Origin of the sequence: Pelagibius marinus (assembly GCF_014925385.1) — a bacterium.
Classification (GTDB): Bacteria; Pseudomonadota; Alphaproteobacteria; order Kiloniellales; family Kiloniellaceae; genus Pelagibius; species Pelagibius marinus.
Window position 1 is genome coordinate 241,591 of sequence record NZ_JACSDK010000016.1, and the last position, 26,532, is coordinate 268,122.

A 26,532-nucleotide genomic window follows, 5' to 3' on the forward strand; every position below is an offset into this window, starting at 1 on the left:
GCTGCCCCGGAGCCCCATTGATCGATATCGCCAGAGTTTCCGCCGTCATTGAGGAAATCGCAGCGACGGACGTGCTGCCGCGCTTTCAGGCGCTTGCGGCGCACGAGATCGAGGAGAAGATCGCCGGCGAGTTGGTCACCGTCGTCGACGTGGCCGTGGAGAAACTGCTGACGGCCCGGCTGAGGGATCTGCTGCCCGGCTCCCTGGTGGTCGGGGAGGAGGCCGTCCACCTCGACCCCGCGCTGATGTCGCAGGTCACGGCCGACGCCCCGGTATGGATCATCGATCCCATCGACGGCACCCGCAACTTCGCCCACGGCCGCGAGGTCTTCGCCATCATGGTGGCACTGGTCAACAACGGCGAGAACGAGGCCGCCTGGATCCTGGAGCCGGTCAGCGGCCGCTTCGGGGTCGCCGAGCGCGGCAGCGGCGCCTGGATGGGCGAGCGGCGCCTGCAGGTGGCCGCGCCTGACACGCCGGCCCGCATGACCGGCAGCCTGCACGCTTCCAGCTATGCACCCAAAGAACTGGCGCGCCTGGTTGATCAGCGCCGCAATCGGGTGCAGGCCGTGAAGTCCCTGCGTTGCGCCGGGGCGGAATATCTGCGTCTGGCCGCGGGCGAGATCCATTTCTCGCTCTTCACCCGCCTGATGCCCTGGGACCACGTGCCCGGCACCCTGCTGCACCAGGAAGCCGGCGGCACCGCCCTCTGCTTCGACGGCACGCCCTACACGGCCGGACGCTATAACGACCTGGGCCTGCTCATGGCCCCGGACAGGGCAAGCTGGGACGCCCTGCACGAAACCTTGCTGGCCGGCTGAACAGCACAGGACAGCGCTGTCCTCTGGCCTCACCCACTGAGAAAAACTGGCTCTGGAAGTAGACCAATGAACCGCCTAGGGTGCGGCAGAGCGCCGGGCGGCCAACGCCGTTCCGGCGCGCCTGCGTTATGAATCAAGGCCGGTGGGATACCAGGCTGATAAGACGGAGAGGAAAAGTCAGATGCTGGTCGGCGTGCCAAAGGAAGTGAAGAACCACGAATACCGGGTGGGCCTGGTGCCCGCTTCGGTACGCGAGCTGGTTCACCACGGCCACAAGGTGATGGTCGAGGCCAACGCGGGTGAGGGGATCGGCTTCACCGATGCGGACTACCAGGCCGCCGGCGCCGAGATCGCGCCTGACGCGGACAGCGTCTTCGCCAAGGCAGAGATGATCGTCAAGGTGAAGGAGCCGCAGCCGGCCGAGTATTCCCGCCTGCGCGAGGGCCAATTGCTCTTCACCTACCTGCACCTGGCGCCGGACCTGCCGCAGACCCAGGGGTTGATCGATTCCGGCTGCATCGCCGTGGCCTACGAGACCGTGACCAACGCCCGTGGCGGCCTGCCGCTGCTGGCGCCGATGAGCGAGGTCGCCGGGCGCATGTCGGTGCAGGTCGGCGCCCACTGCCTGGAGAAGGAGCAGGGGGGCTCCGGCATGCTGCTGGGCGGCGTCCCCGGCGTCGCAGCCGCGAAGGTGGTGATCATCGGCGGTGGCGTCTCGGGCACCAACGCGGCGCGCATGGCCATGGGCATGGAGGCCCATGTCACGGTGATCGACCGCTCCCTGGAGCGTCTTTATGAATTGGACCTGCAGTTCGGCCCCATGCTGAACACCATCTATTCCACCGTCGACGCCATTGAGCGCCATGTCATCGGCGCGGACCTGGTGATCGGCGCCGTGCTGGTGCCGGGCGCCGCGGCGCCGAAGCTGGTGACCCGGGACATGGTGCGCCAGATGCGCCCGGGCTCGGCCCTCGTCGATATCGCCATCGACCAGGGCGGCTGCTTCGAGACGTCGCACGGCACCACCCATTCGGATCCCACCTACATCGAGGAGGGCGCGGTTCACTACTGCGTGACCAATATGCCCGGCGCGGTCGCCCGTACCTCCACATTCGCCCTCAACAACGCCACGCTGCCCTTTACCCTGGCGCTGGCGAACAAGGGCTACCGCAAGGCCCTGGCCGACGACCCGCACCTCAAGGAGGGGCTCAACGTGGCCGGTGGCAAGGTCACCTACAAGGCGGTGGCGGACGCCCACGGCATGGACTACGTGCCGGCCGAGGAGGCCCTGGGGCTCTAGGCCGCCAGGCGCAAGCAGGGGGCCCGCCGCTGGCCTCACGAATCACCGCTAATTGGGTCTAGCTGCCCCTTTCCCGGGAGCGCTAGACTACATGATAAGGTTCCGTAGCAACCCGAAAAACCTAGGAAAGCCAGGCCGATGAACGTCATTCCGCCGATTCCGAATTCGCTCGAGCAGCACTGGATGCCCTTTACGGCCAACCGACATTTCAAGGCCAACCCGCGCATTCTGACCGGCGCCGAGGGCATGTACTTCACCACCGACCACGGCGATCAGGTGATCGACGGATCGGCCGGCCTGTTCTGCGTCGCCGCCGGCCACGGCCGCCGCGAGATCGCGGAAGCGGTGAACGAGGCGCTGACCAAGATGGACTACGTGCCGCCGTTCCAGTTCGGCCATCCGGCCTCCTTCGAGGTGGCGCGGCGTATCGCGGCGGTGACGCCGGGCGACCTGGACCATATCTTCTTCTCCAACTCCGGCTCCGAGGCGGTGGAAACGGCGCTGAAGATCGCGCTGGCCTATCACAAGGCCAAGGGCGAGGGGCAGCGCCTGCGCCTTGTCGGGCGCGAGCGCGCCTACCACGGCGTCAACTTCGGCGGCCTGACCGTCGCCGGCATGGTCAACAACAAGAAGGCCTTCGGCCTGGGCCTGCCGGGCGCCTGCCACCTGCGCCACACCCAGCTGCCCGAGCACAAGTTCGTCGTCGGCCAACCCGAGACCGGCGCCGACCTGGCCGACGACCTGCAACGTTTCGTCGACCTGCATGGGGCCGACTCCATCGCCTGCTGCATCGTCGAGCCGATTGCGGGCTCGACCGGCGTCCTGGTACCGCCCAAGGGTTACCTGCAGCGCCTGCGCGAAATCTGCGATGAACACGGCATCCTGCTGATCTTCGACGAGGTAATCTGCGGCTTCGGGCGCACCGGCAAGCAGTTCGGCGCCGACAGCTTCGGCGTCATGCCGGATATGGTGACCATGGCAAAGGCGCTGACCAACGGCGTGGTGCCCATGGGCGCGGTGGCGGTCAACGAGAAGGTCCACCAGACCCTCATGGACGCGGCCCCGGAGAACGCCATCGAGCTGTTCCACGGCTACACCTATTCCGGCTGCCCGGTCGCTTCGGCTGCGGCGATCGCCACCCGCAACATCTTCGAAGAGGAGCAGTTGGTGGAGCGGGCGGCCCAGATGTCGCCGAAGTTCCTCGACGCGCTGTTCTCCCTGCAGGACCTCGCGGTGGTCACAGACATTCGCGGCTACGGGATGATCGGCGGCGTCGACCTGGCGCCGAAGGGCAAGCCCGGCGTCCGCGGACTGGAGGTGATGCAGGAACTCTATGACGCCGGTTGCATGGTGAAGATGACCGGCGACTGCGCCCTGGTCTCGCCGCCGCTGGTGGCCGAGGACCAGCACATCGACGAGATCTTCTCCAAGCTGCGCGGCGTGCTCGCCAAGCACTGATCTCTGCGCCACAGCGCAGGAGAACGGCCCCTGCCGGGCGCAGGGGCCGTTTTCATATCGCCCCGGTCACCGACCCGGCCGTGGCGCGGCATTGATTTCCCCAGCCTGATCGACCATCGTTTGCGGCGATAAATCCGCTGGGGGAACGAGACCATGTCCAACGTAGACGACGCCCGCGCCGAGCTGACCGATCCGTCGACGCTGCGCGTCGGAATCAACCTCGGGAACATCCTGCTGGTCACGGGCAAGAGCGCCGACGGCGCGCCGCAAGGCGTGGCGCCCGACCTGGCCGCGGAGGCGGCCCGACGGCTGGGTGTCGAGGTCTCCTACCACACCTATCCCATGCCGGGCGAACTGGCCGACGCGCTGGAACGCGACGAGTGGGACATCGGCCTCATCGCCGTGGAGCCGAAGCGGGCCGAGACCATCGCCTTCTGCGACCCCTACGTCGAGATCGAAGGCAGCTACCTGGTGCCGCCGGACTCGCCCCTGCAAACCATCGCCGACGTGGACCAGCCGGGCGTGCGCATCGCCGTGGCCAACCGCGCCGCCTACGACCTCTACCTCAGCCGGACCCTGAAGCACGCGGAATTGTGCCGCTCTACGGGTCTAGGCGGGGCCTTCCAGCTCTTCGTCGACGAAAAGCTGGATGCCCTGGCCGGCCTCAAGCCCGCGCTGTTGGAGAATGCCGGAAAAGTCCCGGGTTCCCGCGTGCTGGAAGGCAACTTCTCCACCGTCGGCCAGGCCATCGGCACCAAACCGCGGAATACCGCCCTGAAAGCCTTCCTCGACGCCTTCACGGCCGATGCGAAGGCAAGCGGCCTGGTGGCCGGACTCATCGACAAGCACGGCGTCACCGGCAAGCTGCAGGTGGCAGGCTAGGGCGGCTATTCCGCGGCGGCGGCTATCGCCTCCGCTTCCCGCTCCGCCTTGGCCGCGGCCGCCTTGGCGGCCCATTCCCGCCGCTGCTCGCGCCGCTGCGCGATCTCGATGGCCAAGGCGCCGATCAGGGTGACCGCGATGATCAGAACCGCCAGAGCCGCGAGGTCGGGCTGTGTGCCCATGCGCACCTTGCCGGCCAGCACCGTGGTCAAGGTGCTCTCCGCCTGGATGGTGAAGACGGTGGTGTTGTAGTTCTCGAAGGAAGTCAGAAAGGCGAGGCCCATGGCCGAGAAGATCGCCGGGCGCAGGAAGGGGATCAGCACCTTCCAGAAGACCTGTACGTGGGTCGCGCCGAGGTCCAGGGCCGCTTCCTCCTGCGTGCGGTCGAAGCGCTGCAGCCGGGCCAGGAAGACCAGCATGGTATAGGCCGAAATGAAGGTCGACTGGCCGACGATGGTGAGGAACATGCCGCTGTAGTAGAAGCTCTCGTATTCCGCCTCCATGAAGGTGCCGAGCTTGTCCCAGAACACCAGGGTTGAGATGCCGAGGATGACGCCGGGCATCAGCACCGGCGAGACCACCACGGTGTAGTAGACCGTCTGCAACCGCTTGTGTACCTGGGTCATGACGATGGCCGCCGCCAGGCCGATCGGCACCGAAAGCGCCATGACGCCGATGCCGATCCAGATCGAGTTCACGAAGCCCTCAATCATCAGGTCGTCTTCGAACAGCGACGGGAACCAGCGCAGGGTGAAGCCTTCCCAGGGAACGACCTGCGGGAACTCCACATCGTTGAAGGCCGCTGCGCCCATCATGAAGAGCGGCGCGAAGAGGAACAGGAAGAACAGAAGGATATAGAAGGAGACCATCAGCTTCTGGATGCCCTGGGAGCTCATCGCGCGATCTCCCCCAGGCTGACCTTGAAGACCTTCATGACCGTCAGGACGAAGACCAGGCAGGCGAGCAGCAGCACGATGGCGTAGGCCGAGCCCTGGGCCCAGTTGCCGCCGGTATTGAACCACTGATAGATGATCTGCGTGAACCACAGGCTGGACGGGCCGCCGAGGATCTGCGGGGCGGCGAGGGCGCCGGCCGAAAGCATGAAGACCAGGGTGCAGCCGGAAGCAATGCCCGGCTTGGCGTGCGGCATGACCACGCGCCAGTGGATGCGCCACCAGGGCGAACCGAGGTCGCGCGCCGCCTCCACCTGGTTATGGTCCAGGCTCTCGATGGCGTTGTAGAGCGGGAAGACCATCAGCAGGATGTAGGCGTAGGACAGGCCCGCGTAGAGCGCCACGTCGGCGCGCAGAAAATCGATCGGCTCGTCCAGGATCCCCATGGTCTGCAGGAAAGCGTTGATGACGCCCGAGGTGCCGAAGAGGATGCGGAAGGCGAAGGCGCGCAGGATCTCGTTCACCCAGAAAGGCAGGATCAGCAGCAGGATCATGGAGCGCGCGTAACCGCCCTTGGCGACCTGGGCGATGTAGTAGGCGATGGGGTAGCAGAGCGCGAAGTCCAGCAGCGTGACGAAGATCGAGGCAATGATGGTGCGCAGGAAGACCGTCAGGTGCAGATAGTTGAAAAGCTCCTCGTCGCCGGGCCGCCCGAACAGCAGGTACTCATAGTTGCTGAGCGTGTAGACGTCTTTCGGCCCGCCGATCTGGTTGGGCAGCAGATCGTGGCGGAAGGAGAAGTTCAACATGTAGGCCTGCGGCAGGACGATCATCATGACCACCCAGAAGAAGACCGCCAGCAGCAGGTAGGTCGAGATCACCGCGCCGTTGCGCTGAAAGAAATCACGCATCGGCCGTCAGCCCCCCGCCGCAGCGCAGAGGGAAACGGAGCTGGGGGAAGCGCTATTCATCGGCCACATCCCCCACCGGCAGCACCAATGCCCGCTCGGCCTTGAAGGCGACCCGGGCCGACTCGCCCTCCTGGTACTGCGGCAGGTCCCCGGAGTTGGTCATCGACATGACGATGTCCTTGGCCCCTTCGCCGCGCAGGAAGACCGAGAAGAATGAGCCCTCGAACTCGCTGTGCAGCACCTGGCTTTCAATGACGTTCTCGGCGTCACCGTTGGCGAAGGACATGGACTCGGGCCTGACGAACAGCATTGCCGACTGCCCGGGCTGCATGCCGCGCACGTTGCGGCCGCGCAGCCGCCCGAAGGCGGTGTCAACCAGCGCGTCGCTGCCCTCGGTGCCGACCACCTTGCCGTGGAAAGGGTTGTTCTCGCCCACGAAGGAGGCGACGAAGGCGGTCTGGGAATTCTCGTAGACCTCGGTGCCGGTGCCGACCTGCTGGATGATGCCCTGGCTCATGACGGCGATGCGGTCCGACATGGTCAGTGCCTCGCCCTGGTCGTGGGTGATGTAGATGAAGGTGATGCCGACCCGCTGCTGGATGGCGCGCAGCTCCGTGCGCATGTGCTGGCGCAGCTTCAGGTCCAGGGCCGAGAGCGGCTCGTCGAGCAGCAGCACGGCAGGCTCCACCGCCAGGGCGCGGGCGATGGCCACGCGCTGCTTCTGGCCGCCGGACAGCTCGCTGACCTTCTTGTTGCCCTGGTCGCCCAGGGCGATGAGGTCCAGCAACTCGTCGGCCCGCTTGCGGCGTTCGGCCTTGCCGACACCGCGCACCTCCAGACCGAAGGCGATGTTGTCGGCCACCGACATCAGCGGAAAGAGCGCCAGGTTCTGAAAGATCAGCGCCGTCGGGCGCTTGTTCGGGCCGATGCCCTTCATGTTCTTGCCGCCGATCCGCACCTCACCCTCGGTCGGCTCCAGAAAGCCGGAGATGGCGCGCAGGATCGTCGTCTTGCCGCAGCCCGAGGGGCCGAGGAAGCTGAAGAACTCACCGTCTTCGATTTTCAGATTTGCGTCTTTAACTGCCGTGAATTCGCCGAAGCGAATTGTCATGTGATCGAGCTCGACATCCGCGCTCATTCCAGCCCGTCCCCCTGAATCACTTAGCCCGTGTATTGCCCCTTGCCTCTGCCGCAAGGAAGCCGCCTCGCCTGCGCGTCTCTTGGCCGGACGCTGTCGTCTGGATCCTCCCTTACGGGAAGCGGGTCCCGGCCGCCAGGCCGGGACCCGTAAACATTACACTCGTAACCCGTTCCGAAGATCAGGCCGCAACGAACTTATCGCGGTACTCGGCACGGATCTCGGTGTACCAGGGCTCCGACGGCGGCCACCACCAGAGGCGGTCGAGGGCATCGTCCGGATAGGCCTCGCTGAAGGCCTTCTTGCTCTCCGGCGACAGGTGGTTCTCGGCGCCGATGGCAACCGGGTTGTAGCCTGTCTCGTTGGCGATCAGGCCGTTCACCTCTGCGTCGTAGACGTAGTTGATGTACTCGTAGATCTCGTCGATGTTCTTCGCGCCGATCGGCATCGCAAGACCATCAAGCCAGGTAAGCGCGCCTTCCTGCGGCGCCATGTAGGTCACCGGCTTGCCTTCCTTCTTCAGGCGCAGCGGCGGGCCGTCCCAGGTCTGGCCCAGAACCACGTCGTTCTGCATGAAGCCATTGATCTGCGCGTCGGCGTCGTTCCAGAACTGCTTCAGCCAGGGCTTGTGCTCCACCGCGAACTTGGTGATCTCGTCCCAGATTTTCCGCATGGTCGCCTCGTCCTTGTAGGCGTCGAGCATGCGGTTGGAGGGCATCTTGCCCGAAGAGTCGAGGTAGAGGCCGATGCCCAGCATCATGGAGTGCGGGCGGCCCATGACCTTGCCCTTCAACTCAGGCAGCCAGAGGTCACCGTAGGACAGGTTCGCATAGTCCTGCTCCCACTTGTCGGTGCGCCAGGCCAGGGCCTCGGTGCCCCAGTGGTAGGGCAGGTGGTGGTTGCCGCCGTCCCAGGTCCAGCCGTCGGTCGAACCCTTGAGCAGGCCGGGGACGATCTTGGACGTGTCGATGCGGCTCATGTCGAAGGGCTGCAGCAGGCCCAAAGGCTTCCACTCGCCGGCGCGGTCGACGGTCGGACCGACCAGGTCGAAGCCGCGGCCCTTGGTGGCGCGCATCTTGTTCAACAGCTCTTCGTTGGAGCCGTAAGGCGTATGCTTGATCTTGATGCCCGTCTTCTTCTCAAAGCCTTCCAGGAAGGACTTCGGGAGGTAGTCGGACCAGTTCATGACGACCAGTTCACCGGAGGAGGCAAGCGACTCCCGGCTTACGATCGCGGGTGCGACGGCGGCGATGGCGCCGCCGGCCGCCGCCTGCTTTAGCAGCGTGCGGCGCGAGAAATCCCGCACCGCGCGGTGCGTCTTCTCGCTGTTGGTTGGCTTTCCGGTCCTTTTCACGCGAGTTCTCCCCAATGCGTTGACGTCGAAATGTGGTGCTCTAGGTGACAGATTTTTGTGACGGTTTTTCGGTGGAGCGGTGATGACCGCCCCGCCGGTCCACCGTTTTATTATGAGGGCCTTAGGCCCTAGGGTTAACTCTGGCAGTGGCTTAGAAAGCAAGTCAAGGCCAACTCCAGATCGTGGATGGTGCCAGAAGTGTACGAATGGGGAATCAGGACCTGCCGCGTCATCCTCTTCGCAGTTGCAGCGATAGCTTGCGCGGCGGCTGGCCGAGGCGCCGCGGCCGAGCGCGACCTGACTCGCGCCGTCTACGACTACGCGGTGACCAGCTACTGCGGCACCCTGACGCCCGAGGTAGAGGCGGGTTTCAAGATTGAGCTCGCGGCCCTGACCGTGCGCGCCGGCCTGGACAAGGAAGCCGCCCGGCGCCTGCGGATCCGGGGCTGGGTCGAGGCCGACCGGGAATGGCGCAACCGTGGCCTGGGCGGCCAGCGCGCCTGGTGCCGGGAGGAGGGGCTGCCCGCGGCCCGCCACTTCCGCGCGATCGCAATCGGCGTGAAACAACCGTGAAGTTTCCCCCAAGCCGGGCTTGAGGCGGACCCGGGGGCCTCCTAATCTACCGCCACTCAGTGAGCTTGCGGGCCTGTGCCCGGTTTGGGAGGCCGCGTCCCGGCGCGGGTAAACTTTGCGCGACTTTATCTTTCCGGTCCGCCACGACGGCGACGTGGGCCTGCAGGCACAGCTCCGCCGCCAGCTGATCGACGCGATTCTCGACGGCCGCCTGTCGGGCAGCGACCCCCTGCCGTCCTGCCGCCGCCTGGCGCATTCCCTTGGGGTGTCGCGCAACACCGTCGTCCTGGCCTATCAGGCCCTGGCCGACGAGGGGCTGCTGATATCACGCGAGCGCATCGGCTACTTCGTCAACACCGACATGGTGTTCCAGCAGATCGACGGACAAGCCGCCTCTCCCGAGATCGAGCGCAGCAGCGAGGTCGACTGGTTCAACCGCCTGCGGCTCAGGCCGTCGGAACAGCATCACGTGGTCAAGCCGCGCAACTGGCGCCGCTATCCCTATCCCTTCATCTACGGACAGCCGGACCCCAAGCTGTTCCCGGTCTCGACCTGGCGCATGTGCTCGCGCCAGGCCCTGGGCGTGGAGGCGATCCAGAGCTGGACCGAGGACAATTTCAACGACGACGACCCGCGCCTCATCGAGGAAATCCGCACCCGAGTCCTGCCGCGCCGCGGCATCAAGGCCCAGCCGCAGGAGATCCTCGTCACCCTGGGGGCCCAAAACGCCCTGTTCCTCATCGCCGAGCTGCTGGCCGGGCAGGGCAAGGTGGTCGCCGTCGAGAACCCCGGCTACGTCGACACCCGCAACATCTTCGCCATCAGCGGCACCGAGTTGCGGCCCATCCCGGTGGACCACGACGGCATGGTCGTCGATCAGCGCCTGGACGGCTGCACCTGCGCCTACGTGACGCCCAGCCACCAGTCGCCGACCACGGTGACGCTGCCGCTGGAGCGCCGCATGGCCCTGATGGAGAGGGCGCAGCGCCAGGACTTCCTCATCATCGAGGACGATTACGAGGCGGAGGCCAACTTCCTGCACGCCCCGACCACGGCCCTGAAGGCCATGGACCGCAGCGGGCGGGTGATCTACGTCGGCAGCTTCTCCAAGTATCTGGGCCCGGGCCTGCGCATGGGCTACATGGTCGGCGCCGAGGAGTTCATCCTCGAGGCGCGCATGCTGCGCCGCCTGATGCTGCGCCACCCGGCGACCAACAACCAACGCACCCTGGCGCTGTTCATCGCCGGCGGCCATTACGACGCCCTGGTGCACCGCCTGCAGCGCGACTTCCGCACCCGTTGGGAGCTCATGGGCGACGCCCTGGAGCGCTACCTGCCCGAGTTCACGCGACGGCCGTCCTACGGCGGCACCAGCTTCTGGCTGGAGGGCCCCAAGAGCCTGGACACCGACATCCTGGCGCGCGAGGCGCTGCAGGAAGGCATCGTCATCGAGCCGGGCTCGGCCCACTTCCTCTCCAAGAAGCCGCCGCGCAACTTCATGCGCCTCGGCTTTTCCTCCATAGAGCCCGAACAGATCGGTCCGGGCCTCCAGGCGCTCAGCCGGCTGGTGGCGGGGTCGATGCAGAAGCGGGAGTAACGGACGCGGGAAGGGCGCTCAGGCTTGGCCTCTCAGCCGTTCATCACCTTGTCGATCTGCGCCTGATCGAGGGTGTCCATGTTGCCGTTGATGATCGAGGAGGCGACGTCGACGAAGCTCTGCAGCTTGCGCGTCACGCCCAGGATCCCGGCCTGCAGCGGGCCTTCCTCGCCCGCCTCCACCAGGGCCTTGATCCGGGGCAGGGCCTCCAGCACCAGTCGGTCCATCTGTTCGATGGTGGCGTCGAAGGCCTGGCGGTAGTTCTGCGGCGCGTTCTCATAAGCCAGGATCGCCAGCTCGGCATCGGAAAAGCAGCTGTCGCGGAAGTGGTCGGCATAGCTCTTGGGCTGCCAGGTGATCGCATCCTCGTAGCACTCCGGCATCGAGGGGATCATCTCCAGCAGCATGATGATCTCGTTGAAGTGGTTCAGGTAGTCGGTCGCCAGCAGGGTGTTGCCGTTGATGTTCTTGCCGCGCACGAGCAAGCGATAGGTGCCGGTGAATCCGGCCCCTTTGCCGTCCGGCTTCCTGCCGTCGGCGGCATCGCCCGCGGCGTCGCCCGGCTGACTGTCGTCGGCGGCCGCCACGGCCTGAGCTGACGATGAAACCATACGTTGATCCTCAAGCGCCGGATAAACACCGACACTATCCGCTTCTCGAGACCCGCTATTCAAGCAGGCGGTCGTTTATGTTTCCTTTCTAAACGGCAAATTCACATCGAAAACAGGCCGATAGGGTGACCAAAATGGCGGAGATCTGTATATCTAAAAGAATTTGACTAAAACCTTAGGCGTCAGATGAATAAATCAGCTGAGGAATACTCAGAGATGTTTGTATAGAACAAGGTGATTTCGTCGCCCTCCGCAATATCCGCTATCGCTTCAAGGACCGCCCACAATCCGACCTCATCTTCCTCCCAGTGCACGACAGCATTGGGACTCTCGGAATGGTTGCAGAATGTGAGCTGCCCAAAGACCACGAGGGCGTCATGGTCGCCCGGCGCACCGAAATGCTGGGGATCGGCGAAGTAGTAGGCGAAGAAGGCGCTCTGGTCGAACAGGGCCCGGTCCTTGGCCCCCAGGCGCACCGCCGGCGCGCGCTCCAGGCGGCTGCCGGCGGCGATGGGCCGCTCCGCCAGCAGGCCGCGGCCCTTTCCCGGCACCTGCGCCAACCTGAACATCTCCGCGCGTCCCCTCTGATTCCAGCAAGGACGCATGGTTGCATAGGCCCCCGCTATTTCAAATGGTGGGAACATAGACGGAAGGCTGGGGTGAAACGCAAAGCGGCGCGGAATCGGGCCGCGCCGCTGTGCTGAAGAAGAGGGGCCGACGCCGCTTGCGGCCGCCGGCCCCGGAACGTCCGGTCAGAAGATCAGAACAGATGCCCTTCGAGCGCCTGCCAGGTGGCGCGGGTGATGTCCTGACGGGTCATGCCGCGGGCCTCGAGCTGGCTGTTGGAGAGACCGGAAAGCCGACTGTAGACGTGATAGGCGCTCATGGCAGCGGCCAGCGCCGTGGTAATACGAGCAAACCACTGAGCCAAGCTGTCAATGGTCTGGAAGGACGATGGCTTTGTTGCGGATGCAAACATCTGTCTTCTCTCAATTTGCTGACGTAGGCGTACGTTCTATGATCGTTATGAATTATATATATAATCCGTGGTATACCAGAGCAAGCTGAAAATGGTGCAACGCAATATCTTTTCTGCAAATCTGATATGCCACAGACGCATAAGTGGTCATACCAATTGCCCGACCGTCGGGTTGCCCGCCACCAGAGGTCTCGCCGCCGTACCGCTTGCAGGCCTTTGCCGCTCTCAAGTAGGCTCCGCCCGCACTTCACCGGAGCAGCCGACTCGGCCGCGCCGGAGTCCCTAGAAACCAGCAAGCAGGCGAGATCGATCGAGATGACCAAGGTTGCCTTCCTCGGGCTTGGAGTCATGGGCTTTCCCATGGCCGGACACCTGGCCGCGGCCGGCCATGATGTGACCGTTTACAACCGCACCGCCGCCAAGGCGGAGGCCTGGGCGGCCAAGCACGGCGGGGCCGCGGCCGCGACACCGCGCCAGGCGGCCGAGGGGGCGGAGATCGTTTTCTCCTGTGTCGGCAACGACGACGACCTGCGCGACATCGTCCTGGGCCCGGACGGCGCCTTCGCCGGCATGGCCAGCGGCACCATCCTGGTCGATAACACCACCGCTTCGGCGGAGGTCGTCCGCGAGCTGGGCGCCGCTGGGCAGGAACAGGGCATCGCTTTCATCGACGCGCCGGTCTCCGGCGGACAGGCCGGGGCCGAGAACGGTCAGCTCACCGTGATGTGCGGCGGCGAGGCGGCCGCCTTCGAGCGGGCAAAGCCGGTCATCGACGCCTTCGCCCGGGCGGTCACCCTGATGGGCCCGGCCGGCGCCGGCCAGCTCACCAAGATGGTCAACCAGATCTGCATCGCCGGGCTGCTGCAAGGCCTCGCCGAAGGCATGAACTTCGGCCTCAAGGCCGGCCTCGACATGGATAAGGTCATCGACGTCATCGGTAAGGGCGCCGCCCAGTCCTGGCAGATGGACAACCGCGCCGCCACCATGTGCAAGGGCGAGTTCGACTTCGGCTTCGCCGTGGACTGGATGCGCAAGGACCTGGGGATCTGCCTGGCCGAAGCCAAGAACAACGGGGCACGCCTGCCGATCACGGCGCTGGTCGACCAGCTCTATGCCCAGGTCCAGGCCCGCGGCGGCAGGCGCTGGGACACCTCCAGCCTCATGCACCTGCTGGTCAACGATTGAAGTGCAGACCTGCCAGGCGAAGGCTGGGAGGCCTGGATGCCGTTAGATAGCTTCGTCTTCGTGGCCTGCGTCTCGGGCGTCTTCGCCACGATCGTTCTCGACCTCTGGCAGCGGGTGCTCTTTGTCATCTCCGGCATCCCGCCGACCAACTGGGCACTGATCGGGCGCTGGTTCGCGCATCTGCCACGCGGGCGTTTCATTCACCGGCCGATCGGCGAGAGCGCGGCCGTGCCGGGCGAACTGGCCCTCGGCTGGGTGATGCACTACCTGGTGGGCCTCATCTATGGCTTCGTCTACGTCGGTCTCATGACCTACGGATTCGACCGGTTACCGTCAGTCTCAAACGGTGCAGCCTTTGGCGCGGCCTCGGTGGTGATCCCCTGGTTCATCCTGCAGCCGGGCCTCGGCATCGGCGTCATGGGGCGCTTGGCGCCCAATCCCTTGGTACCCCGCCTCAATGCCCTGGTCTCACACATCATCTACGGCATCGCGCTCTGCGCAGGGAGCTGGCTGGCCGGAATCCTGGTGTGGCCTATGGGGCACAACTAGATCTTCGCCTCGTCTTTCTTCGCCGCCAGCCACAGCTCTTACAGGGCCTCCAGGCTCTGGTCCCCGGCCTTCTCGCCGTGCCCGGCCGGGTCGCCCTCCCTGGCGCGGACGCTGACACATTGCCGTAAATGGTCGATCATGCGGCTCTGCAGCGATCGCGGCTGTGACCGGGCCGTGCGAAGTGACGGGCGGCGCGGGAGAACCCGAAGGCGCGAAAGGGCGGTTCATGTTTCAAGTTTTGTCCGGGGTCTGGGCTCTTCTGCTCGGCATCGTGTTGATCATGCTGGGCAATGGCATGCATTTCACCCTCATCGGCCTGCGCGGCGGGATCGAGGGTTTTTCCGCCGCGGAGCTGGCCGTCGTCACCTCGGGCTATTTCATGGGCTTCCTGTCAGGCGCCCGTCTGACCCCGTTGCTTATCCGGCGGGTGGGGCACGTGCGCGTCTTTGCGGCGCTGGGCAGCTTCATGTCCGCGGGGCTGATCGCGTTCACGCTGCTGGCCGAACCCTGGGCCTGGACGCTGCTGCGGGTGCTGGTGGGCTTCTGTATGTCGGGTATCTATGTCGCCGCCGAAAGCTGGCTGAACGACGCCGCCACCAACGAGACGCGAGGCAAGGTGCTGTCGGCCTACATGATCGCGCAGACGCTGGGAATCATCGGGGCGCAGGGGCTGCTGACGATGGGCGATGCGGGGACCGCCGCGCTCTTCATCGGGGCCTCGATCCTGGTATCGATTTCCTTCGCGCCGATCCTGCTGTCCGTCACCACGGCCCCGGCGGTCGAAGTCGCACGCCCGATGTCCTTGCGGAACCTCTTCGCGAGCTCGCCGCTCGGCACCGTGGGAATCTTTCTGCTGGGCAGCGTATACGCGACACAATCGGGCATGGGCGCGGTTTTCGGCACGCAGATCGGTCTGTCAGCGGCGCAGATCGCGCTGTTCGTCGCGATGTTGTTCGCCGGGGCGCTGGTACTGCAATTCCCTATCGGATGGCTTTCGGACCGCGTGGACCGGCGCAAGCTGATCTTCGGGGCAGCTGTAGTCGGCGCGGCATCCTGTGGCCTGGGTTGGATCACCGGTGGCGGCCTGTGGCCATTGATGGCGGTCGCCTTTTTCGCCGGCGGCGTAACGACGCCGCTTTACGCCCTCTTTCTCGCCTACACCAACGATTTTCTTTCGGTCGAGGATATGCCGGCCGCGTCCGGAGGGCTCGTGTTCACATTCGGACTGGGCGCCATCGTGGGCCCGCTGATTACCGGCTGGGCGATGCAGGGGCTTGGACCTTTCGCGTTCTGGCTGGTGCTCGGCGCGACCTTCGGTGCCATGGCGCTCTATGCGCTCTACCGCATGACGCAGCGCTCGGCCCTCCCGGTGGACGAGACCGAAAGCTACCTGGGTGTGCTGCCCACCGCGTCGCCCTTTACGGTGGAGGCGGCGGGTGCCTGGGCTGCCGAACAGGCCGAGGCCGAACGCGATGACGACGCGCAGTCCTGATCGCAGTGGCCTGCCCGGGCGGCCCGCTGATGGAAGTCTGCCGGTGCCTCTGAAGCGGACACCGGCTGGACTGGGGTTATGAGTACAGGCCCTAGGACGCGCTCTCCGCGCGCTTGGCGGCCTGCCAGAGCTCTTCCAGGGCCTCCAGGCTCTGGTCCTCGGCCTTCTCGCCGCGTCCGGCCAGGTCGGCCTCCATGGCGCGGAAGCGGCGCTCGAACTTGGCGTTGGTCCGGCGCAGGGCTGACTCGGGATCTACCTTCAGGTGGCGGGCCAGGTTGACCGCGACGAACAGCAGGTCGCCGACCTCGTCCTCCAGACGGTCCGGGTCGCCGCCGGCGGCGATCTCCGAGCGGATTTCGCCGACTTCCTCGTCCAGCTTGTCGAAAACCTGGCCGACCTCGGGCCAGTCGAAGCGCACCCGGGCGGCGCGCTTCTGCAGTTTCTCGGCGCGCAGCAGGGCGGGCAGGGCGGCCGTCACCCCGTCCAGGGCGCTCAAGGTTTCACCGTTGTCCCCGGCCTTGGACCGCCGCTCGGCCTCCTTCTGGGCCTCCCAGGTGACCTTCACGTCGTCGGGTGTGTCTGCGTCGTGGTCGCCGAAGACATGGGGATGGCGGCTGACCATCTTGTCGCTGATCGCCTCGGCCACGTCGTCGAAAGCGAAGTGCCCGGCCTCCTCGGCCATGCGGGCGTGGAAGACCACCTGCAGCAGCAGATCGCCCAGCTCGTCGCGCAGGGCCGCCATGTCATTCTGCTCGATGGCGTCGGCGACCTCGTAGGCCTCTTCGATGGTGTAGGGGGCGATGGTCGCGAAGTTCTGCTCCAGATCCCAGGGGCAGCCGCCCTCGGGATCGCGCAGCCGCGCCATGACGGCGAGCAGGCGGTCGATGGGGCGGGGCGGGGACGCATTCGGCGGGAAGGAATCGTCTTCGGTCATGCCCCGCAGATTAGCGCAGATCGCCAGCGGGAAAAGCCCCGCGAGGCCGCAGCCTCCGCAACGTTGGGTAGTTAATGAAAAGCAAACGTTTTCTGCGTTAAGGATGAAGGCATGGGGGAGAACCAAGTGCTTGCCGAAGCGGCGAGGGAAGACATCTTTTTCAGCGGCGTTTCACGCGCCTTCTATACCTACTGGGAGAGCCTGGCCGCGCGCTGTGGCGGCGTGCCCCGGCGCGACGACTTCGACCCCGCGGCCATTCCCGCCCTTCTGCCGCACATCTTCATAGTGGAAAAGATCAAGGAAACCGGTCGCTTCTTCTTCCGGCTGTCGGGCACCGGCATCCGGGAGATCATGGGCTCCGAGAACACCAACCATTTCCTCGACGAACTGCTGCACGGGGAAGATCTGGATGCCGTGGGCGAAATATTCGACCAGGTACTGACCCAGGGGGTCTGCGTGCGCTCCATCGAAGGCCTGACCTACAGCGACCGCAGCTATCTGCGCGTCGAGATCGTCCGTCTGCCGCTGAGCAGGGGCGAGGGAGAGCGGCGCCTGGTGGTCGGCTGCCTGTCGCGCATCGAAAACGGCGCGAGCAGCGGCACACTGGCCACAGTGAAAGACAAGCAGGTGCTGCGCATCGAAAACGACGTGCTGCCCCGCCTGGCCTTCTGAGGCAGCGTCCCGCGCCCCATTATGCCGCTGGAATCAGAAAAGCGGCAGCCCGGGGGCTGCCGCTCCATCTTGAACCTGTCCAGCCGGATCAGCCCGCGGGGCTGACACAATAGCTGTTGTAGGTGTTGGCTTCGCTCCACTCCTCGACCTCGTCGTGATCGTCGAGATGGATCGAGAACTGGCACATTGCCGAGAAGTTGCCGTCGTAGCAGTCCATGGGCAGGTTCTGCGTCACCAGCACCTGGCCGTTGGCCGGCACGTTGACGATGATCTGCGCGGGCGCCGCACCGGCGGTGGGGAAGCTGGGCGTCCACTGGAAGCTGCCGCTGTCGCTGCCACCGGCATTGCGGACCCAGAACTTGATCTGGTTCGGCGTGCCGCCGGTCGGCTTCTTCACGCAGTAGCTGTGCTCGGGGAAACCTTCGGGCAGGCCGACGGCATTGTTGTAGTAGGGGATGACCACCAGGTTCGCCAGCTGGCTCGGGGTGTCCGGGCCGCCCTGGGCGGTGCCGGTGGCGATCTTCTTCACCGGGTCGCCGGCGCGCCGGGCCTGCAGGCGGCGCTCACGGGTCGGGCGAGACGGCTTCACGGGCTTCAGTCGCAGAGGCTCAACCTGGCTATCCTGCACCTGCGCCGGCAGGCGGTGCGAGTGCTCGTTGCGTTCCTGGGCCACGCAGCCGAGGCCGATGGTGCTGCTGATGGTGGTAGCGGCAAAAGCCGCGAGGGCGATCTTCGTGATAGGGCTCTTGCGCATTGGTTTGATCCTTTCGGCGAACTCCGATAAGCCTCGGAGCGTGTTGTGTTACCCGGTCAGTCGCGCCACATGGTTCAACGGTTCACCCAAACTGGTTGATTAGGTCTATGTCCCTAGTTTCCCCGTCGCCGGCGCCTCCAGGCACCGGCCCCCGCGCCATCGTTTTCGATCTGGACGGCACGCTGGTCGACAGTGTCCCGGACCTGCACGCTGCCACCGCGACTTTCCTGGCCGAACGCGGCCATGCGCCGCTGGATCTGGCGACCGTCATCGGCTTCGTGGGCAATGGCGTGCCGGTGCTGCTGGAGCGGGTGCTGCGCGCCGTGGGGGAGGCGGCCGACGCCGAGAGCCTGCAAGCCGCCCTGCCGCGCTTCAACGAAATCTACGGGGCCGCGCCCGCGGCCCTGTCGAAGCTCTATCCGGGGGTCGCCGAAGCGCTGGCGGCGCTAGCCGCCGACGGCCATGCGCTGGGCGTCTGCACCAACAAGCCGGAAGGGCCGGCGCGCCGGATCATCGAGGAAATGGGCATCGCCGGCTTCATCGCAGCCCTGACCGGCGGGGACAGCCTGGCGGTGCGCAAGCCCGACCCGGCGCCCCTGCGCCATACCGCGGGCCTGCTGCAGGCCGAGCTGACCTCCGTCGTCTACGTGGGCGACAGCGAGGTGGACGCCGCCACCGCAGCTGCGGCCGGCGTGCCCTTCGTGCTGTTCACCGAGGGCTATCGCAAGAGCCCGGTGGCGGAGATCACCCATCAGGCAATCTTCGATGACTTTGCCGTGCTGCCGGACCTGGTGGCGGCGCTGTCCCGCGACCTGGCGTCATGAGACCGCGCAAAAAGAACCGCCGGCGGCCCTTCCCGGGCCCCGGCGGGGGGGTGGGTTTAACTGACAGGGAGGGGATCTGTCGCTTAGCCACGCGGCTGCAGGCGCAGCTTGCGCGGTTTCGGGTCCGGATCGGGCTGACCCGGCTTGACCTTGAGGTTGCCGCCGACCGGCTTGCCGGCGATGAAGCCGTCACCGTCGCAATCCAGCTTCACGTTGATCTTGGAACCGAAGGTGTTGCTCTCGTTGCTCTCGGCGACCTGCTTGTTGACGTCCATGACCAGCTTCACGGCGTTCATGCCTTCCTTAAGGTCCATCTGCCAGGTCTCGAAGGGACGCCACGAGCCCGCCGCCAGGTAGCCGGCGGCGAAGTTATCGGTATTCACCAGGGTGTTGCCGCGATAGACCTTGGCCACGGAGGCGCCGGCGTCCGTCAGGCCCTTGTTGCCGGGCTGGTAGTCCATCTGCACGAAGCGGCACATGTCCTTCTTGGGGCCGACCTGGGTGGCGATGACCGGACCCATGTCGTCCAGCACGATGACGCCGCCTTCGGTCCACTTCTTGTTGCCGATGTAGCCGCCCGAGGTGGTGATGTCGGGCAGACCCGGCGTGAGGCCGGTCGCGCCCCGCTGCTGCACCTGGGCAGTCGCGCTGCCGGCCAGGGCCGCGAGGGAGACGGAAAGGACGCTGACCGCCACGAAACCGGCGATATTGCGCTTCATCTGGGTCTTCATACTATTTTCTCCAATATATCAATCAGTTACTGTGGCAGGGATGTCACTCCATGCACGGTAGTCGCGGCCCGCGGGGAAAAGGTTCATTGGAGAAAGCAGGAGGGCTGAGGCCCGTCAGGGCCTAGGGTGCCAGGGGCAGGCGCGCTATACTTGGCCGGCCGGGGGAATGGCGGTCGGGATCTGAAATCAGGGAGTTGCCGTATGAATGCAGGCATCGGCGCCGGATGGCGCGGCCTTTTCCGCCGGACTGCCGCGGCCGCGCTGGTCTTCACAGCCGGCGCCTGGCTGGCCGGCGCACCGCCTGCGCTCAGCGCCGAGGTGGCCGAAGTGGAGTTCCTGGTCTCGGTGTCCGACGGGGAAGGTAACCAGCGCCACATCCAGGCCGACGTGGTGCCCTATCTGCCGGACCGGGCCTGTTTCGGCTGGCGCCTGCGCCTGGCCGGGGGCCAGGCTCTGGTCCGCTACCGGGAGGTCCTGAAGCTGCCGGAAGCGCCGGCCTTCTGGACAGGTGAAGACGACAGCTACAGCCCGCACAAGTACTCGGCCGATCGCACCACGGCGACCACGGAAGAGTTTGCGGCCCCGGACAACAACGGCTGGATCTCAAGCCGCTGGTGCATCGCCGAAGGCGATCCGGTAGGGCCGCACTCCATCGACGTCTATATCGACGACAACCTCGTCAAACACTTCGCTTTCGAGGTGAAGAAGATCAGTGAATAAATTGATATTGCCTGAAAAATCCCGGCCAACAGGGCCCAGGGGACGGCGGCAGGAGAGAAAGCCCGCCGAGAGCGCCATGCCGCTCCTGAGCCCACCCGTTATTCGCATAATTTATATTATGGAAAATATAGAGTAGTTCAAAACGGCGGCCTGCTGCGGTTCCGGGATCCTCGACGTTCCCTGGGCCCCCTAGCGCTGTGTCGTGTCCCCGAAGACGTGCTCCGGGCCCGGAAAGCGCCGCCGGCGCACGTCCTCGGCGAAAGCCGCGATGGCCGCTTCCGCGTCGCGGCCCAGCTCGGCGTAGCGCTTCACGAACTTCGGCTGGAACTCCTGGAACATGCCGAGCATGTCTTCGATGACCAGCACCTGGCCGTCGCAGTTCACCGAGGCGCCGATGCCGATGGTCGGAATGTCGACCGCTTCGGTGATGCGGTCGGCCAAGGACGCCGTGACCTTTTCCAGCACCACCGAGAACGCGCCGGCCTCGGCCACGGCTTTCGCGTCGGCCAGGATGCGCTCGGCGTCGGCGCCGCGGCCCTGGACCTTGTAGCCGCCCAGGGTGTTCACCGCCTGGGGCGTCAGGCCGACGTGGGCCATGACCGGGATGCCGCGCTGGACCAGGAAGCGGATCGTCTCGGCCATCACCACGCCGCCTTCCAGCTTCACCGCCTCGCAGCCGGTCTCCGCCATGACCCGCGCGGCGCTCCGGAAGGCCTGCGCCGCGCTTTCCTCGTAGGTCCCGAACGGCAGGTCGACGACCATCAGGGCCCGCTCCAGGCCCCGGCGCACCGCCTGGCCGTGCAGGATCATCATCTCCAGGGTGACGCCCAGGGTCGACGGCAGGCCGTGCAGCACCATGCCGACGCTGTCGCCGACCAGGACCACGTCGCAGTGGCGGTCGACCAGTTGGGCGATGGAGGTCGTATAGGCGGTCAGGCAGACGATCGGCTCGCCGCCCTTGCGGCCGGCGATCTCCGGCAGCGTCACTGACTTGATATGACCCGTCCCGCTCATCCCCGCGCCCTCTCCCGTTCCGGCGGCGGCCCGTTGCCGGGCCTGAATTGCTTCTGCGGCGCTGTTTTAGAGGGCTACGGCGGGCCTGGCCAGGGCCGCGTCAGCCGGGCGGCGGCGCCCAGACGACAAAGGGCCGCGCAAAGCGCGGCCCTCTTGCCGGGCCGGGGACAAGAAAGGCCCCGGCAGATATTGGGTCAGGGGGCGGCGCCTCCGGCGGCCGCGGCCGTCCGATGATCGTTGTGCGCGGCCGGCGTCGCGGCCTCTTCGGCCTTGTCGAAGGCCTTGGCCAGCGCCAGACGCTGCGTCAGGGCGTCGCCCATGACGACCTCGGCGTCCTGAACCCGCGGATCGATACCGCGCGCCACGGCGGCGATGTCGCTGCGGCCGATGCCGATGTCGTCCAGCTCACGGTCGGTCATGGCGGAGAGCACCTCGTAGGTCCGGCGGTACTCCAGATAGGCCGACAGCCTGGCCGAGGCCGACTTGAACAGGTCCTGCAGCCCGGTGATCGCGTCGATCAGGATTTCGGCAACCGCCTGGGCGCGCAGGGCTTCGGCGCGGGCGATGGGGTCGTGAATGTTGTTGAACTGCTTCATATCCATTTTCTTCATCCTCTCAGGCCGCCCGCCAGAGGCGGCAATCCGATAAAACAGCACGCTCAGAGGCTCGATCTGGGGGGTGTGGTGCCGAGCCGGTGCCGTCGACCAGTTGAATATGGACCGCGGCGAGCCATGCGACGAGCGCATATGTTGCACCGCAGCAATGCGGTTACCTCATGGCATCATGAAGAAAAGATTAAGCCGAAACAGCGACCTACTGGTTTTCGGCAGATTCCCTGGGGGAGCCGCCGGGGCGCCGTAGTGTGCGCTGCGTTCAAGGCTTCCCCTGCCCAGCCGCCCCTGCCCGGCCGCCCCTGCCCGGCCGTGCGCCTTGCCGGGCGCCGGGCCCTGGCCTGTCTGCCTCGGGCCCCTATGCCAGATCGGTCTTGCGGCGGGCCATTAGCCGTTCAGGTTCCGCCGGAATCTCGAAGCCGAAAGGCCGGTAGAGTCCGTGGGCGTCGGCGGTGGCCAGCATCCATCGCCGGAGGCCCTGCAATTCCGGATGCGCCATGATGCAGGAAATCAGCCAGCGGCCCAGGCCGCGCCCGCGATAGGGCTCCAGGACGAAGACGTCGCACATCCAGGCAAAGGTGGCCCGGTCGCTCACCACCCGTGCATAGCCGACCTGGCCGTCGGCGCCGAAGAGCCCGAAGTTCAGGGAGCCGGCGACCGCCCGCTCGACGGTGGCGCGCGGGATGCCCACCGACCAGTAGGCGGTGCGCAAGAACGCGTGCATGACGTCCAGGTCCAAGCGCGCCGGATCGGTGGTGATTTCGAAGCCGTCCTTGGACCAGCAGTGGTTCATCTTGCCTGCTCCTCGCAGCCGCATTCCCCTACGGGCCGCCCTGGCAGCGTTGCGGAACCCACCAGCCTGAAGGGCAAGGCGTGGCGTGCGGCTGATCAACCCCTTTTAAGAGAGCGACAACCCCGATTACAACCACGCATTCGGGTCGCATCATCTTAAATGGCGCTTTCTCCCAAGGCGCTCTATAATCCCCGCTAATTGGAAGAAAACTCCATAATAACAATACGTTCAGGGACCCGCTTGATGTTCTACCAGTTTATGTGGAAGGCCAGAGCCCTGGCCGCCTTTGGGTTGCTCGCTTTCTTCGCCGGCAGCGCCCAGGCCGATATCGTGCGCTACGAAGCGCCGGATGCTCCCCGCGTTGCCGCCTTCAAGGAAACGCCAAAGCTGGCGCCGATGGTCGAGGCCGGAAAGTTGCCGCCGGTGACCGAGCGGCTGCCGTCCGTTCCCCGCGTCTCGATCAGCGGTCCCAACCTCTCCGTCGGCAAACCCGGCGGCGATATCCGCATGCTGGTCGGGCGCGACAAGGACGTGCGGCTGCTGATCGTCTACGGCTACGCCCGCCTGGTCGGCTACAACGAGAAGCTGGAGATTGAGCCGGACATCCTGGAATGGCTCGAGGTGGAGGACGGACGCATCTTCACCATGAAGCTGCGCGAAGGTCACCGCTGGTCGGACGGCGCGCCCTTTACCACCGAGGACTTCCGCTACTACTGGGAAGACGTCGCCAACAACGAAGAGCTCTCGCCTGTCGGGCCCGATGTCACCCTCCGGGTCGACGGGGAACTGCCGAAGGTGGAGGTGATCGACGAGACGACGATCCGCTACACCTGGTCGAAGCCCAATCCATTCCTGATCCCGGCGCTTGCCGGGGCGCGGCCGCTCGATCTCTTCGTGCCGGCGCACTACCTCAAGCAATTCCATCCGAAATACGGCGAGGCGGAGAAGATCAAGGCCGCCATCGAGGCGGCGAGCGCCCGCAACTGGGCCCAGCTGCATAACCGCATCGGCAACATGTACCGCGCCACCAATCCGGACCTGCCGACGGTGCAGCCCTGGCACAACGTGATTGCGCCGCCGTCGACGCGCTTCACCGCGGAACGCAACGCCTACTATCACCGCATCGACGCCTCCGGGCAGCAGCTTCCCTATGCGGACCGCTTCATCCTGGACGTGGTCAACGGCTCCCTGGTGCCGGCCAAGACCGCGGCGGGTGAAGCCGACCTGCAGTCTCGCAGCTTGAATTTCTCCGACTACACCTTCCTGAAGGCCGCCGAGGAGCGCAGCGGCTACGATGTGCGCCTGTGGAAGACCGTGCGCGGCTCGCAGCTCGCGCTCTATCCCAACCTCAATGTCACCGACCCGGAGTGGCGCAAGCTGAACCGCGACGCCCGCTTCCGCCGGGCGCTGTCCCTCGGCATAAACCGCAGTGAGATCAATCAGGTGATCTACTACGGCCTCTGCCTGGAGGGGAACAACTCGGTACTGCCCGACAGCCCGCTCTACGAGGCCGAATACCGCCAGGCCTATGCCGATTTCGACCCCGAACGGGCCAACGCCCTGCTGGACGAAATCGGCCTGACCGAGCGCAACGGCGACGGCGTTCGCCTGATGCCCAACGGCCGGCCCCTGGAGATCATCGTCGAGACCGCCGGCGAGAACACCGAGGAAACCGACGTGCTGGAACTGATCGGCGACTCCTGGCGTCAGATCGGCGTGAAGCTCTTCACCAAGCCGTCGCAGCGCGACGTACTGCGCAACCGCGTCTTCGCCGGCGACACGATGATGTCCATGTGGTTCGGCTACGAGAACGGCATCCCGACTCCCCTGACGAGTCCGGAGGAATTTGTACCGGTCCACCAGCAGAGCCTGCATTGGCCGATGTGGGGTCAGTACGCGGAGACCAGCGGCACCGCCGGCGAGCCTGTCGACATGGAAAAGCCCAAGCGCCTGCTGGAGCTCTACGGCCAGTGGACTTCAGCCAAGTCGGTCCCGGAGAAGGTCGCGGCCTGGGAGGAGATCCTGAAGATCCACGCCGAGGAGATTTACACCATCGGACTCATCGCCGAGGTGCCGCAGCCCATCGTGGTGGCCAAGGCCCTGCGCAACGTGCCGGAAAAAGGCATCTACAACTGGGATCCCGGTGCGCAGTTCGGCATGTACCGCCCGGAGCGCTTCTGGTTCGACAGGTAAAGCGATGTGCAGAACAGTCGCTCGAGCTGCGGCATTCTCCGCTGCTGTCGGGCTGGCAATGGGGTCGCTGCTCGGTCCGGCCAGTGCCCAAGAATGCGATAGCCCAATGCCTTTTGATACAGCCGCTGAAGCGATGAAGAACCTGACCGCCGATCCCCTGGCAATTGGGTCCGTTCAACGTGGGTGGGCTCTGTTTGAGAGGCGCGAGGGCGAGCGCGTCGAATTCTGGACTTTCACCCCGAAAGACCACCCGGCATTTCCAAGCGTCGCCAGGAGAATGGGATGCCGAAATGCCGACGGGTCTTGGAGTGTTAGGACAAATCTGCTCTGCGGATCGACGAAGACTGCCTGCGACGCATTGCTGCAGGAGTACATGCTGCTCGACGAGCAAATGAAGAACAGCATCCAGAAGGAGCACGGGTCTGGCACATAGCCCTTCCTTTGCGAGAGTCTAGGCAGTTCGACCGACCGCCGTGCAGTCCGACCACGCCCGTTACCTCCCGAACTTCTCCGCCGCCGTCGCGCTGTCCACCACCGGCACGACCTCGAAGTCGGCCAGGTCGGCCCAGACCTCGATCCAGGGATCGAGGTCTGCCCTGCGCTCGCACTCCATGATCTGAAAGCAGCGCCCGCCGCCCTCTTCCACCCAGCTGTCGATATAGCGCACGCCCTCGGGGATCATGCGGCCGCGCTCGGCCAGGCGCGCATAGACCGGCGCCGGGTCGCCGCCGCGAAAAGTCTCGATCACCATGAAGCGCATGGTGTCAGACCTCGATCACAAGGCCGTCGTAGCCGGGCTCGACGCCCGGTGGGCAGCGGCTCTTGAGTTCGTCGTAGTCGAGCTGCTCGTTCATGTGGGTCAGGATGGCGCGCCCGGGTTTCACCCGGGCGATCCACTCCAGGGTCTGCTCGGTGTGGGAGTGGGTGGGGTGCGGCGCGTCGCGCAGGCAATCGACGATCCAGAGCTTCACGCCGGCCAGCACCGCGAAGGCTTCCTCGTCCAGGGCCTTGGCGTCGGTCGAGTAGGCGACGTCGCCGAGGCGGAACCCGAGGGAGACATCGGGGCCGTGGTTCTGCACGAAGGACCTTATCTCGATGCCGCCGATCCTGAAGGGCCCGCCGATGACGTTGTCGCGCATCAGCGGCGGGTAGAGAGCATCGGGATCCTGGCTGGAAAGGAAGGCGTAGTCGAAGCGCGCGGTCAGCAGGGCGTGGGTGCGTGCGTCCATGTAGGCGTCGAGAGGCGCCCCGCGGCTGTAGACCAGACCGCGCAGCTCATCCAGGCCATGGGCATGGTCGGCATGGGCATGGGTGAAGAGCACGGCATCCAGCGCGGTGATGTCGTTGTCCATGATCTGGTCACGCAGGTCCGGCGAGGTGTCGATGAGGATGCGAGTGTTCCCCTCCTCGATCAGCAGCGACACGCGCCGGCGACGGTTCTTGGGGTTGGCGGGATCGGCCTTGCCCCAGGTGCCCCCCTTCTCGCGCCCGGCCAGGGGCACGCCGGCGGAACCGCCGCAGCCGAGGACCGTGACCTTCATCT

The 26,532-nt window shown here is 65.7% G+C and carries 29 protein-coding genes; 14 read left to right on the forward strand and 15 right to left on the reverse strand.

Features of this window, described 5'->3' with window-relative positions:
- The first annotated feature begins 17 nt into the window (after positions 1–17).
- The 4 genes from H7X47_RS20660 (at position 18) to H7X47_RS20675 (ending at position 4,461) form a co-directional block, all read left to right on the forward strand.
- Positions 18–821: an inositol monophosphatase family protein gene (locus H7X47_RS20660; RefSeq protein ID WP_193370641.1), complete on the forward strand. Its 804-nt coding sequence runs from the start codon at positions 18–20 to the stop codon at positions 819–821.
- Between the two features lie 181 nt (positions 822–1,002).
- Complete coding sequence (gene ald / locus H7X47_RS20665) at positions 1,003–2,121, forward strand: alanine dehydrogenase (RefSeq protein WP_193370642.1); 1,119 nt, start codon at positions 1,003–1,005, stop codon at positions 2,119–2,121.
- A 138-nt stretch (positions 2,122–2,259) separates the two neighbouring features.
- Complete coding sequence (gene aptA, locus H7X47_RS20670) at positions 2,260–3,579, forward strand: omega-aminotransferase AptA (RefSeq protein ID WP_193370643.1); 1,320 nt, start codon at positions 2,260–2,262, stop codon at positions 3,577–3,579.
- A gap of 153 nt (positions 3,580–3,732) precedes the next feature.
- Positions 3,733–4,461: a transporter substrate-binding domain-containing protein gene (locus H7X47_RS20675; protein WP_193370644.1), complete on the forward strand. Its 729-nt coding sequence runs from the start codon at positions 3,733–3,735 to the stop codon at positions 4,459–4,461.
- A gap of 5 nt (positions 4,462–4,466) precedes the next feature.
- Here the strand turns inward: H7X47_RS20675 and H7X47_RS20680 are convergent, their stop codons facing one another.
- The 4 genes from H7X47_RS20680 to H7X47_RS20695 form a co-directional block, all read right to left on the reverse strand.
- A complete protein-coding gene (locus H7X47_RS20680; protein ID WP_193370645.1) occupies positions 4,467–5,357 on the reverse strand; it encodes an ABC transporter permease in 891 nt (296 codons plus the stop codon).
- Complete coding sequence (locus H7X47_RS20685) at positions 5,354–6,265, reverse strand: ABC transporter permease (protein WP_193370646.1); 912 nt, start codon at positions 6,263–6,265, stop codon at positions 5,354–5,356. The genes H7X47_RS20680 and H7X47_RS20685 overlap by 4 nt, the downstream gene beginning before the upstream one ends.
- Positions 6,266–6,317: 52 nt before the next feature.
- Positions 6,318–7,403 (reverse strand): ABC transporter ATP-binding protein, encoded by a 1,086-nt coding sequence (locus tag H7X47_RS20690; RefSeq protein ID WP_193370647.1) that lies wholly within the window; start codon positions 7,401–7,403, stop codon positions 6,318–6,320.
- A gap of 181 nt (positions 7,404–7,584) precedes the next feature.
- On the reverse strand, positions 7,585–8,757 hold the full coding sequence (locus H7X47_RS20695; protein WP_319633647.1) for an extracellular solute-binding protein: 1,173 nt from the start codon (positions 8,755–8,757) through the stop codon (positions 7,585–7,587).
- 198 nt (positions 8,758–8,955) lie between these two features.
- Between H7X47_RS20695 and H7X47_RS20700 the strand changes: the two genes are divergently transcribed.
- Both H7X47_RS20700 and pdxR read left to right on the forward strand, forming a co-directional pair.
- A complete protein-coding gene (locus H7X47_RS20700) occupies positions 8,956–9,330 on the forward strand; it encodes a hypothetical protein (RefSeq protein ID WP_193370648.1) in 375 nt (124 codons plus the stop codon).
- A gap of 115 nt (positions 9,331–9,445) precedes the next feature.
- Positions 9,446–10,927: a MocR-like pyridoxine biosynthesis transcription factor PdxR gene (gene pdxR / locus H7X47_RS20705; protein WP_227010654.1), complete on the forward strand. Its 1,482-nt coding sequence runs from the start codon at positions 9,446–9,448 to the stop codon at positions 10,925–10,927.
- Positions 10,928–10,959: 32 nt separating this feature from the next.
- On the opposite strand, the gene H7X47_RS20710 is transcribed toward pdxR, so the two are convergent.
- From H7X47_RS20710 to H7X47_RS20720, 3 genes are all read right to left on the reverse strand, one after another.
- Positions 10,960–11,538, reverse strand: a complete 579-nt coding sequence (locus H7X47_RS20710; RefSeq protein ID WP_227010655.1) for a hypothetical protein — start codon at positions 11,536–11,538, stop codon at positions 10,960–10,962.
- Between the two features lie 182 nt (positions 11,539–11,720).
- Complete coding sequence (locus tag H7X47_RS20715) at positions 11,721–12,089, reverse strand: SET domain-containing protein-lysine N-methyltransferase (RefSeq protein ID WP_319633653.1); 369 nt, start codon at positions 12,087–12,089, stop codon at positions 11,721–11,723.
- A 209-nt stretch (positions 12,090–12,298) separates the two neighbouring features.
- Positions 12,299–12,517, reverse strand: a complete 219-nt coding sequence (locus tag H7X47_RS20720; RefSeq protein ID WP_193370650.1) for a hypothetical protein — start codon at positions 12,515–12,517, stop codon at positions 12,299–12,301.
- A gap of 126 nt (positions 12,518–12,643) precedes the next feature.
- On the opposite strand from H7X47_RS20720, the gene H7X47_RS20725 reads away from it, so the two are divergent.
- The 3 genes from H7X47_RS20725 to H7X47_RS20735 all read left to right on the forward strand — a co-directional run bounded on the left by H7X47_RS20725 (position 12,644) and on the right by H7X47_RS20735 (position 15,743).
- A complete protein-coding gene (locus H7X47_RS20725) occupies positions 12,644–13,702 on the forward strand; it encodes an NAD(P)-dependent oxidoreductase (RefSeq protein WP_193370651.1) in 1,059 nt (352 codons plus the stop codon).
- Between the two features lie 36 nt (positions 13,703–13,738).
- On the forward strand, positions 13,739–14,251 hold the full coding sequence (locus H7X47_RS20730; RefSeq protein WP_193370652.1) for a DUF2938 family protein: 513 nt from the start codon (positions 13,739–13,741) through the stop codon (positions 14,249–14,251).
- A gap of 226 nt (positions 14,252–14,477) precedes the next feature.
- Entirely contained in the window at positions 14,478–15,743 is a 1,266-nt protein-coding gene (locus tag H7X47_RS20735) for an MFS transporter (protein WP_193370653.1), read from the forward strand.
- A gap of 91 nt (positions 15,744–15,834) precedes the next feature.
- Here H7X47_RS20735 and mazG read toward each other — a convergent pair whose 3' ends face one another.
- Positions 15,835–16,677, reverse strand: coding sequence for a nucleoside triphosphate pyrophosphohydrolase (mazG, locus tag H7X47_RS20740; RefSeq protein ID WP_193370654.1), 843 nt, complete (start codon positions 16,675–16,677; stop codon positions 15,835–15,837).
- 111 nt (positions 16,678–16,788) lie between these two features.
- Between mazG and H7X47_RS20745 the strand changes: the two genes are divergently transcribed.
- On the forward strand, positions 16,789–17,349 hold the full coding sequence (locus H7X47_RS20745; protein WP_193370655.1) for a PAS domain-containing protein: 561 nt from the start codon (positions 16,789–16,791) through the stop codon (positions 17,347–17,349).
- Between the two features lie 88 nt (positions 17,350–17,437).
- Here H7X47_RS20745 and H7X47_RS20750 read toward each other — a convergent pair whose 3' ends face one another.
- Positions 17,438–18,103, reverse strand: coding sequence for a hypothetical protein (locus H7X47_RS20750; protein WP_193370656.1), 666 nt, complete (start codon positions 18,101–18,103; stop codon positions 17,438–17,440).
- Positions 18,104–18,210: 107 nt separating this feature from the next.
- Here H7X47_RS20750 and gph point away from each other — a divergent pair, with 107 nt between their 5' ends.
- Positions 18,211–18,927, forward strand: a complete 717-nt coding sequence (gph, locus tag H7X47_RS20755) for a phosphoglycolate phosphatase (RefSeq protein ID WP_193370657.1) — start codon at positions 18,211–18,213, stop codon at positions 18,925–18,927.
- A gap of 83 nt (positions 18,928–19,010) precedes the next feature.
- On the opposite strand, the gene H7X47_RS20760 is transcribed toward gph, so the two are convergent.
- Positions 19,011–19,658 carry a CARDB domain-containing protein gene (locus H7X47_RS20760; protein WP_193370658.1) on the reverse strand — a complete coding sequence of 216 codons (648 nt, stop codon included), beginning with the start codon at positions 19,656–19,658 and terminating at the stop codon, positions 19,011–19,013.
- Between the two features lie 201 nt (positions 19,659–19,859).
- Here H7X47_RS20760 and H7X47_RS20765 point away from each other — a divergent pair, with 201 nt between their 5' ends.
- Positions 19,860–20,378: a PM0630 family protein gene (locus tag H7X47_RS20765; RefSeq protein ID WP_193370659.1), complete on the forward strand. Its 519-nt coding sequence runs from the start codon at positions 19,860–19,862 to the stop codon at positions 20,376–20,378.
- 189 nt (positions 20,379–20,567) lie between these two features.
- On the opposite strand, the gene panB is transcribed toward H7X47_RS20765, so the two are convergent.
- From panB to H7X47_RS20780, 3 genes are all read right to left on the reverse strand, one after another.
- Positions 20,568–21,392, reverse strand: coding sequence for a 3-methyl-2-oxobutanoate hydroxymethyltransferase (gene panB / locus H7X47_RS20770; RefSeq protein WP_193370660.1), 825 nt, complete (start codon positions 21,390–21,392; stop codon positions 20,568–20,570).
- Positions 21,393–21,586: 194 nt separating this feature from the next.
- A complete protein-coding gene (locus H7X47_RS20775) occupies positions 21,587–21,994 on the reverse strand; it encodes a DUF1127 domain-containing protein (protein ID WP_227010657.1) in 408 nt (135 codons plus the stop codon).
- Between the two features lie 367 nt (positions 21,995–22,361).
- Positions 22,362–22,796: a GNAT family N-acetyltransferase gene (locus tag H7X47_RS20780; RefSeq protein ID WP_227010658.1), complete on the reverse strand. Its 435-nt coding sequence runs from the start codon at positions 22,794–22,796 to the stop codon at positions 22,362–22,364.
- 243 nt (positions 22,797–23,039) lie between these two features.
- On the opposite strand from H7X47_RS20780, the gene H7X47_RS20785 reads away from it, so the two are divergent.
- Both H7X47_RS20785 and H7X47_RS20790 read left to right on the forward strand, forming a co-directional pair.
- Entirely contained in the window at positions 23,040–24,989 is a 1,950-nt protein-coding gene (locus tag H7X47_RS20785) for an ABC transporter substrate-binding protein (protein ID WP_227010659.1), read from the forward strand.
- Between the two features lie 133 nt (positions 24,990–25,122).
- Positions 25,123–25,422 carry a hypothetical protein gene (locus tag H7X47_RS20790; RefSeq protein WP_193370662.1) on the forward strand — a complete coding sequence of 100 codons (300 nt, stop codon included), beginning with the start codon at positions 25,123–25,125 and terminating at the stop codon, positions 25,420–25,422.
- 60 nt (positions 25,423–25,482) lie between these two features.
- Here the strand turns inward: H7X47_RS20790 and H7X47_RS20795 are convergent, their stop codons facing one another.
- Entirely contained in the window at positions 25,483–25,749 is a 267-nt protein-coding gene (locus H7X47_RS20795; RefSeq protein WP_193370663.1) for a DUF3303 domain-containing protein, read from the reverse strand.
- Between the two features lie 4 nt (positions 25,750–25,753).
- Entirely contained in the window at positions 25,754–26,530 is a 777-nt protein-coding gene (locus tag H7X47_RS20800) for an MBL fold metallo-hydrolase (protein ID WP_193370664.1), read from the reverse strand.
- Positions 26,531–26,532 lie beyond the last annotated feature (2 nt).

Coding starts and splice junctions, on each gene's coding strand:
- ald (WP_193370642.1), top strand. CDS start 1,003: ATGCTGGTCGGCGTGCCAAAGGAAGTGAAGAACCACGAATACCGGGTG.
- aptA (WP_193370643.1), top strand. CDS start 2,260: ATGAACGTCATTCCGCCGATTCCGAATTCGCTCGAGCAGCACTGGATG.
- H7X47_RS20675 (WP_193370644.1), top strand. CDS start 3,733: ATGTCCAACGTAGACGACGCCCGCGCCGAGCTGACCGATCCGTCGACG.
- H7X47_RS20680 (WP_193370645.1), bottom strand. CDS start 5,357: ATGAGCTCCCAGGGCATCCAGAAGCTGATGGTCTCCTTCTATATCCTT.
- H7X47_RS20685 (WP_193370646.1), bottom strand. CDS start 6,265: ATGCGTGATTTCTTTCAGCGCAACGGCGCGGTGATCTCGACCTACCTG.
- H7X47_RS20690 (WP_193370647.1), bottom strand. CDS start 7,403: ATGAGCGCGGATGTCGAGCTCGATCACATGACAATTCGCTTCGGCGAA.
- H7X47_RS20710 (WP_227010655.1), bottom strand. CDS start 11,538: ATGGTTTCATCGTCAGCTCAGGCCGTGGCGGCCGCCGACGACAGTCAG.
- H7X47_RS20720 (WP_193370650.1), bottom strand. CDS start 12,517: ATGTTTGCATCCGCAACAAAGCCATCGTCCTTCCAGACCATTGACAGC.
- H7X47_RS20725 (WP_193370651.1), top strand. CDS start 12,644: ATGCCACAGACGCATAAGTGGTCATACCAATTGCCCGACCGTCGGGTT.
- H7X47_RS20730 (WP_193370652.1), top strand. CDS start 13,739: ATGCCGTTAGATAGCTTCGTCTTCGTGGCCTGCGTCTCGGGCGTCTTC.
- H7X47_RS20735 (WP_193370653.1), top strand. CDS start 14,478: ATGTTTCAAGTTTTGTCCGGGGTCTGGGCTCTTCTGCTCGGCATCGTG.
- mazG (WP_193370654.1), bottom strand. CDS start 16,677: ATGACCGAAGACGATTCCTTCCCGCCGAATGCGTCCCCGCCCCGCCCC.
- H7X47_RS20745 (WP_193370655.1), top strand. CDS start 16,789: ATGGGGGAGAACCAAGTGCTTGCCGAAGCGGCGAGGGAAGACATCTTT.
- H7X47_RS20750 (WP_193370656.1), bottom strand. CDS start 18,103: ATGCGCAAGAGCCCTATCACGAAGATCGCCCTCGCGGCTTTTGCCGCT.
- gph (WP_193370657.1), top strand. CDS start 18,211: ATGTCCCTAGTTTCCCCGTCGCCGGCGCCTCCAGGCACCGGCCCCCGC.
- H7X47_RS20760 (WP_193370658.1), bottom strand. CDS start 19,658: ATGAAGACCCAGATGAAGCGCAATATCGCCGGTTTCGTGGCGGTCAGC.
- H7X47_RS20765 (WP_193370659.1), top strand. CDS start 19,860: ATGAATGCAGGCATCGGCGCCGGATGGCGCGGCCTTTTCCGCCGGACT.
- panB (WP_193370660.1), bottom strand. CDS start 21,392: ATGAGCGGGACGGGTCATATCAAGTCAGTGACGCTGCCGGAGATCGCC.
- H7X47_RS20775 (WP_227010657.1), bottom strand. CDS start 21,994: ATGGATATGAAGCAGTTCAACAACATTCACGACCCCATCGCCCGCGCC.
- H7X47_RS20780 (WP_227010658.1), bottom strand. CDS start 22,796: ATGAACCACTGCTGGTCCAAGGACGGCTTCGAAATCACCACCGATCCG.
- H7X47_RS20785 (WP_227010659.1), top strand. CDS start 23,040: ATGTTCTACCAGTTTATGTGGAAGGCCAGAGCCCTGGCCGCCTTTGGG.
- H7X47_RS20790 (WP_193370662.1), top strand. CDS start 25,123: ATGAAGAACCTGACCGCCGATCCCCTGGCAATTGGGTCCGTTCAACGT.
- H7X47_RS20795 (WP_193370663.1), bottom strand. CDS start 25,749: ATGCGCTTCATGGTGATCGAGACTTTTCGCGGCGGCGACCCGGCGCCG.
- H7X47_RS20800 (WP_193370664.1), bottom strand. CDS start 26,530: ATGAAGGTCACGGTCCTCGGCTGCGGCGGTTCCGCCGGCGTGCCCCTG.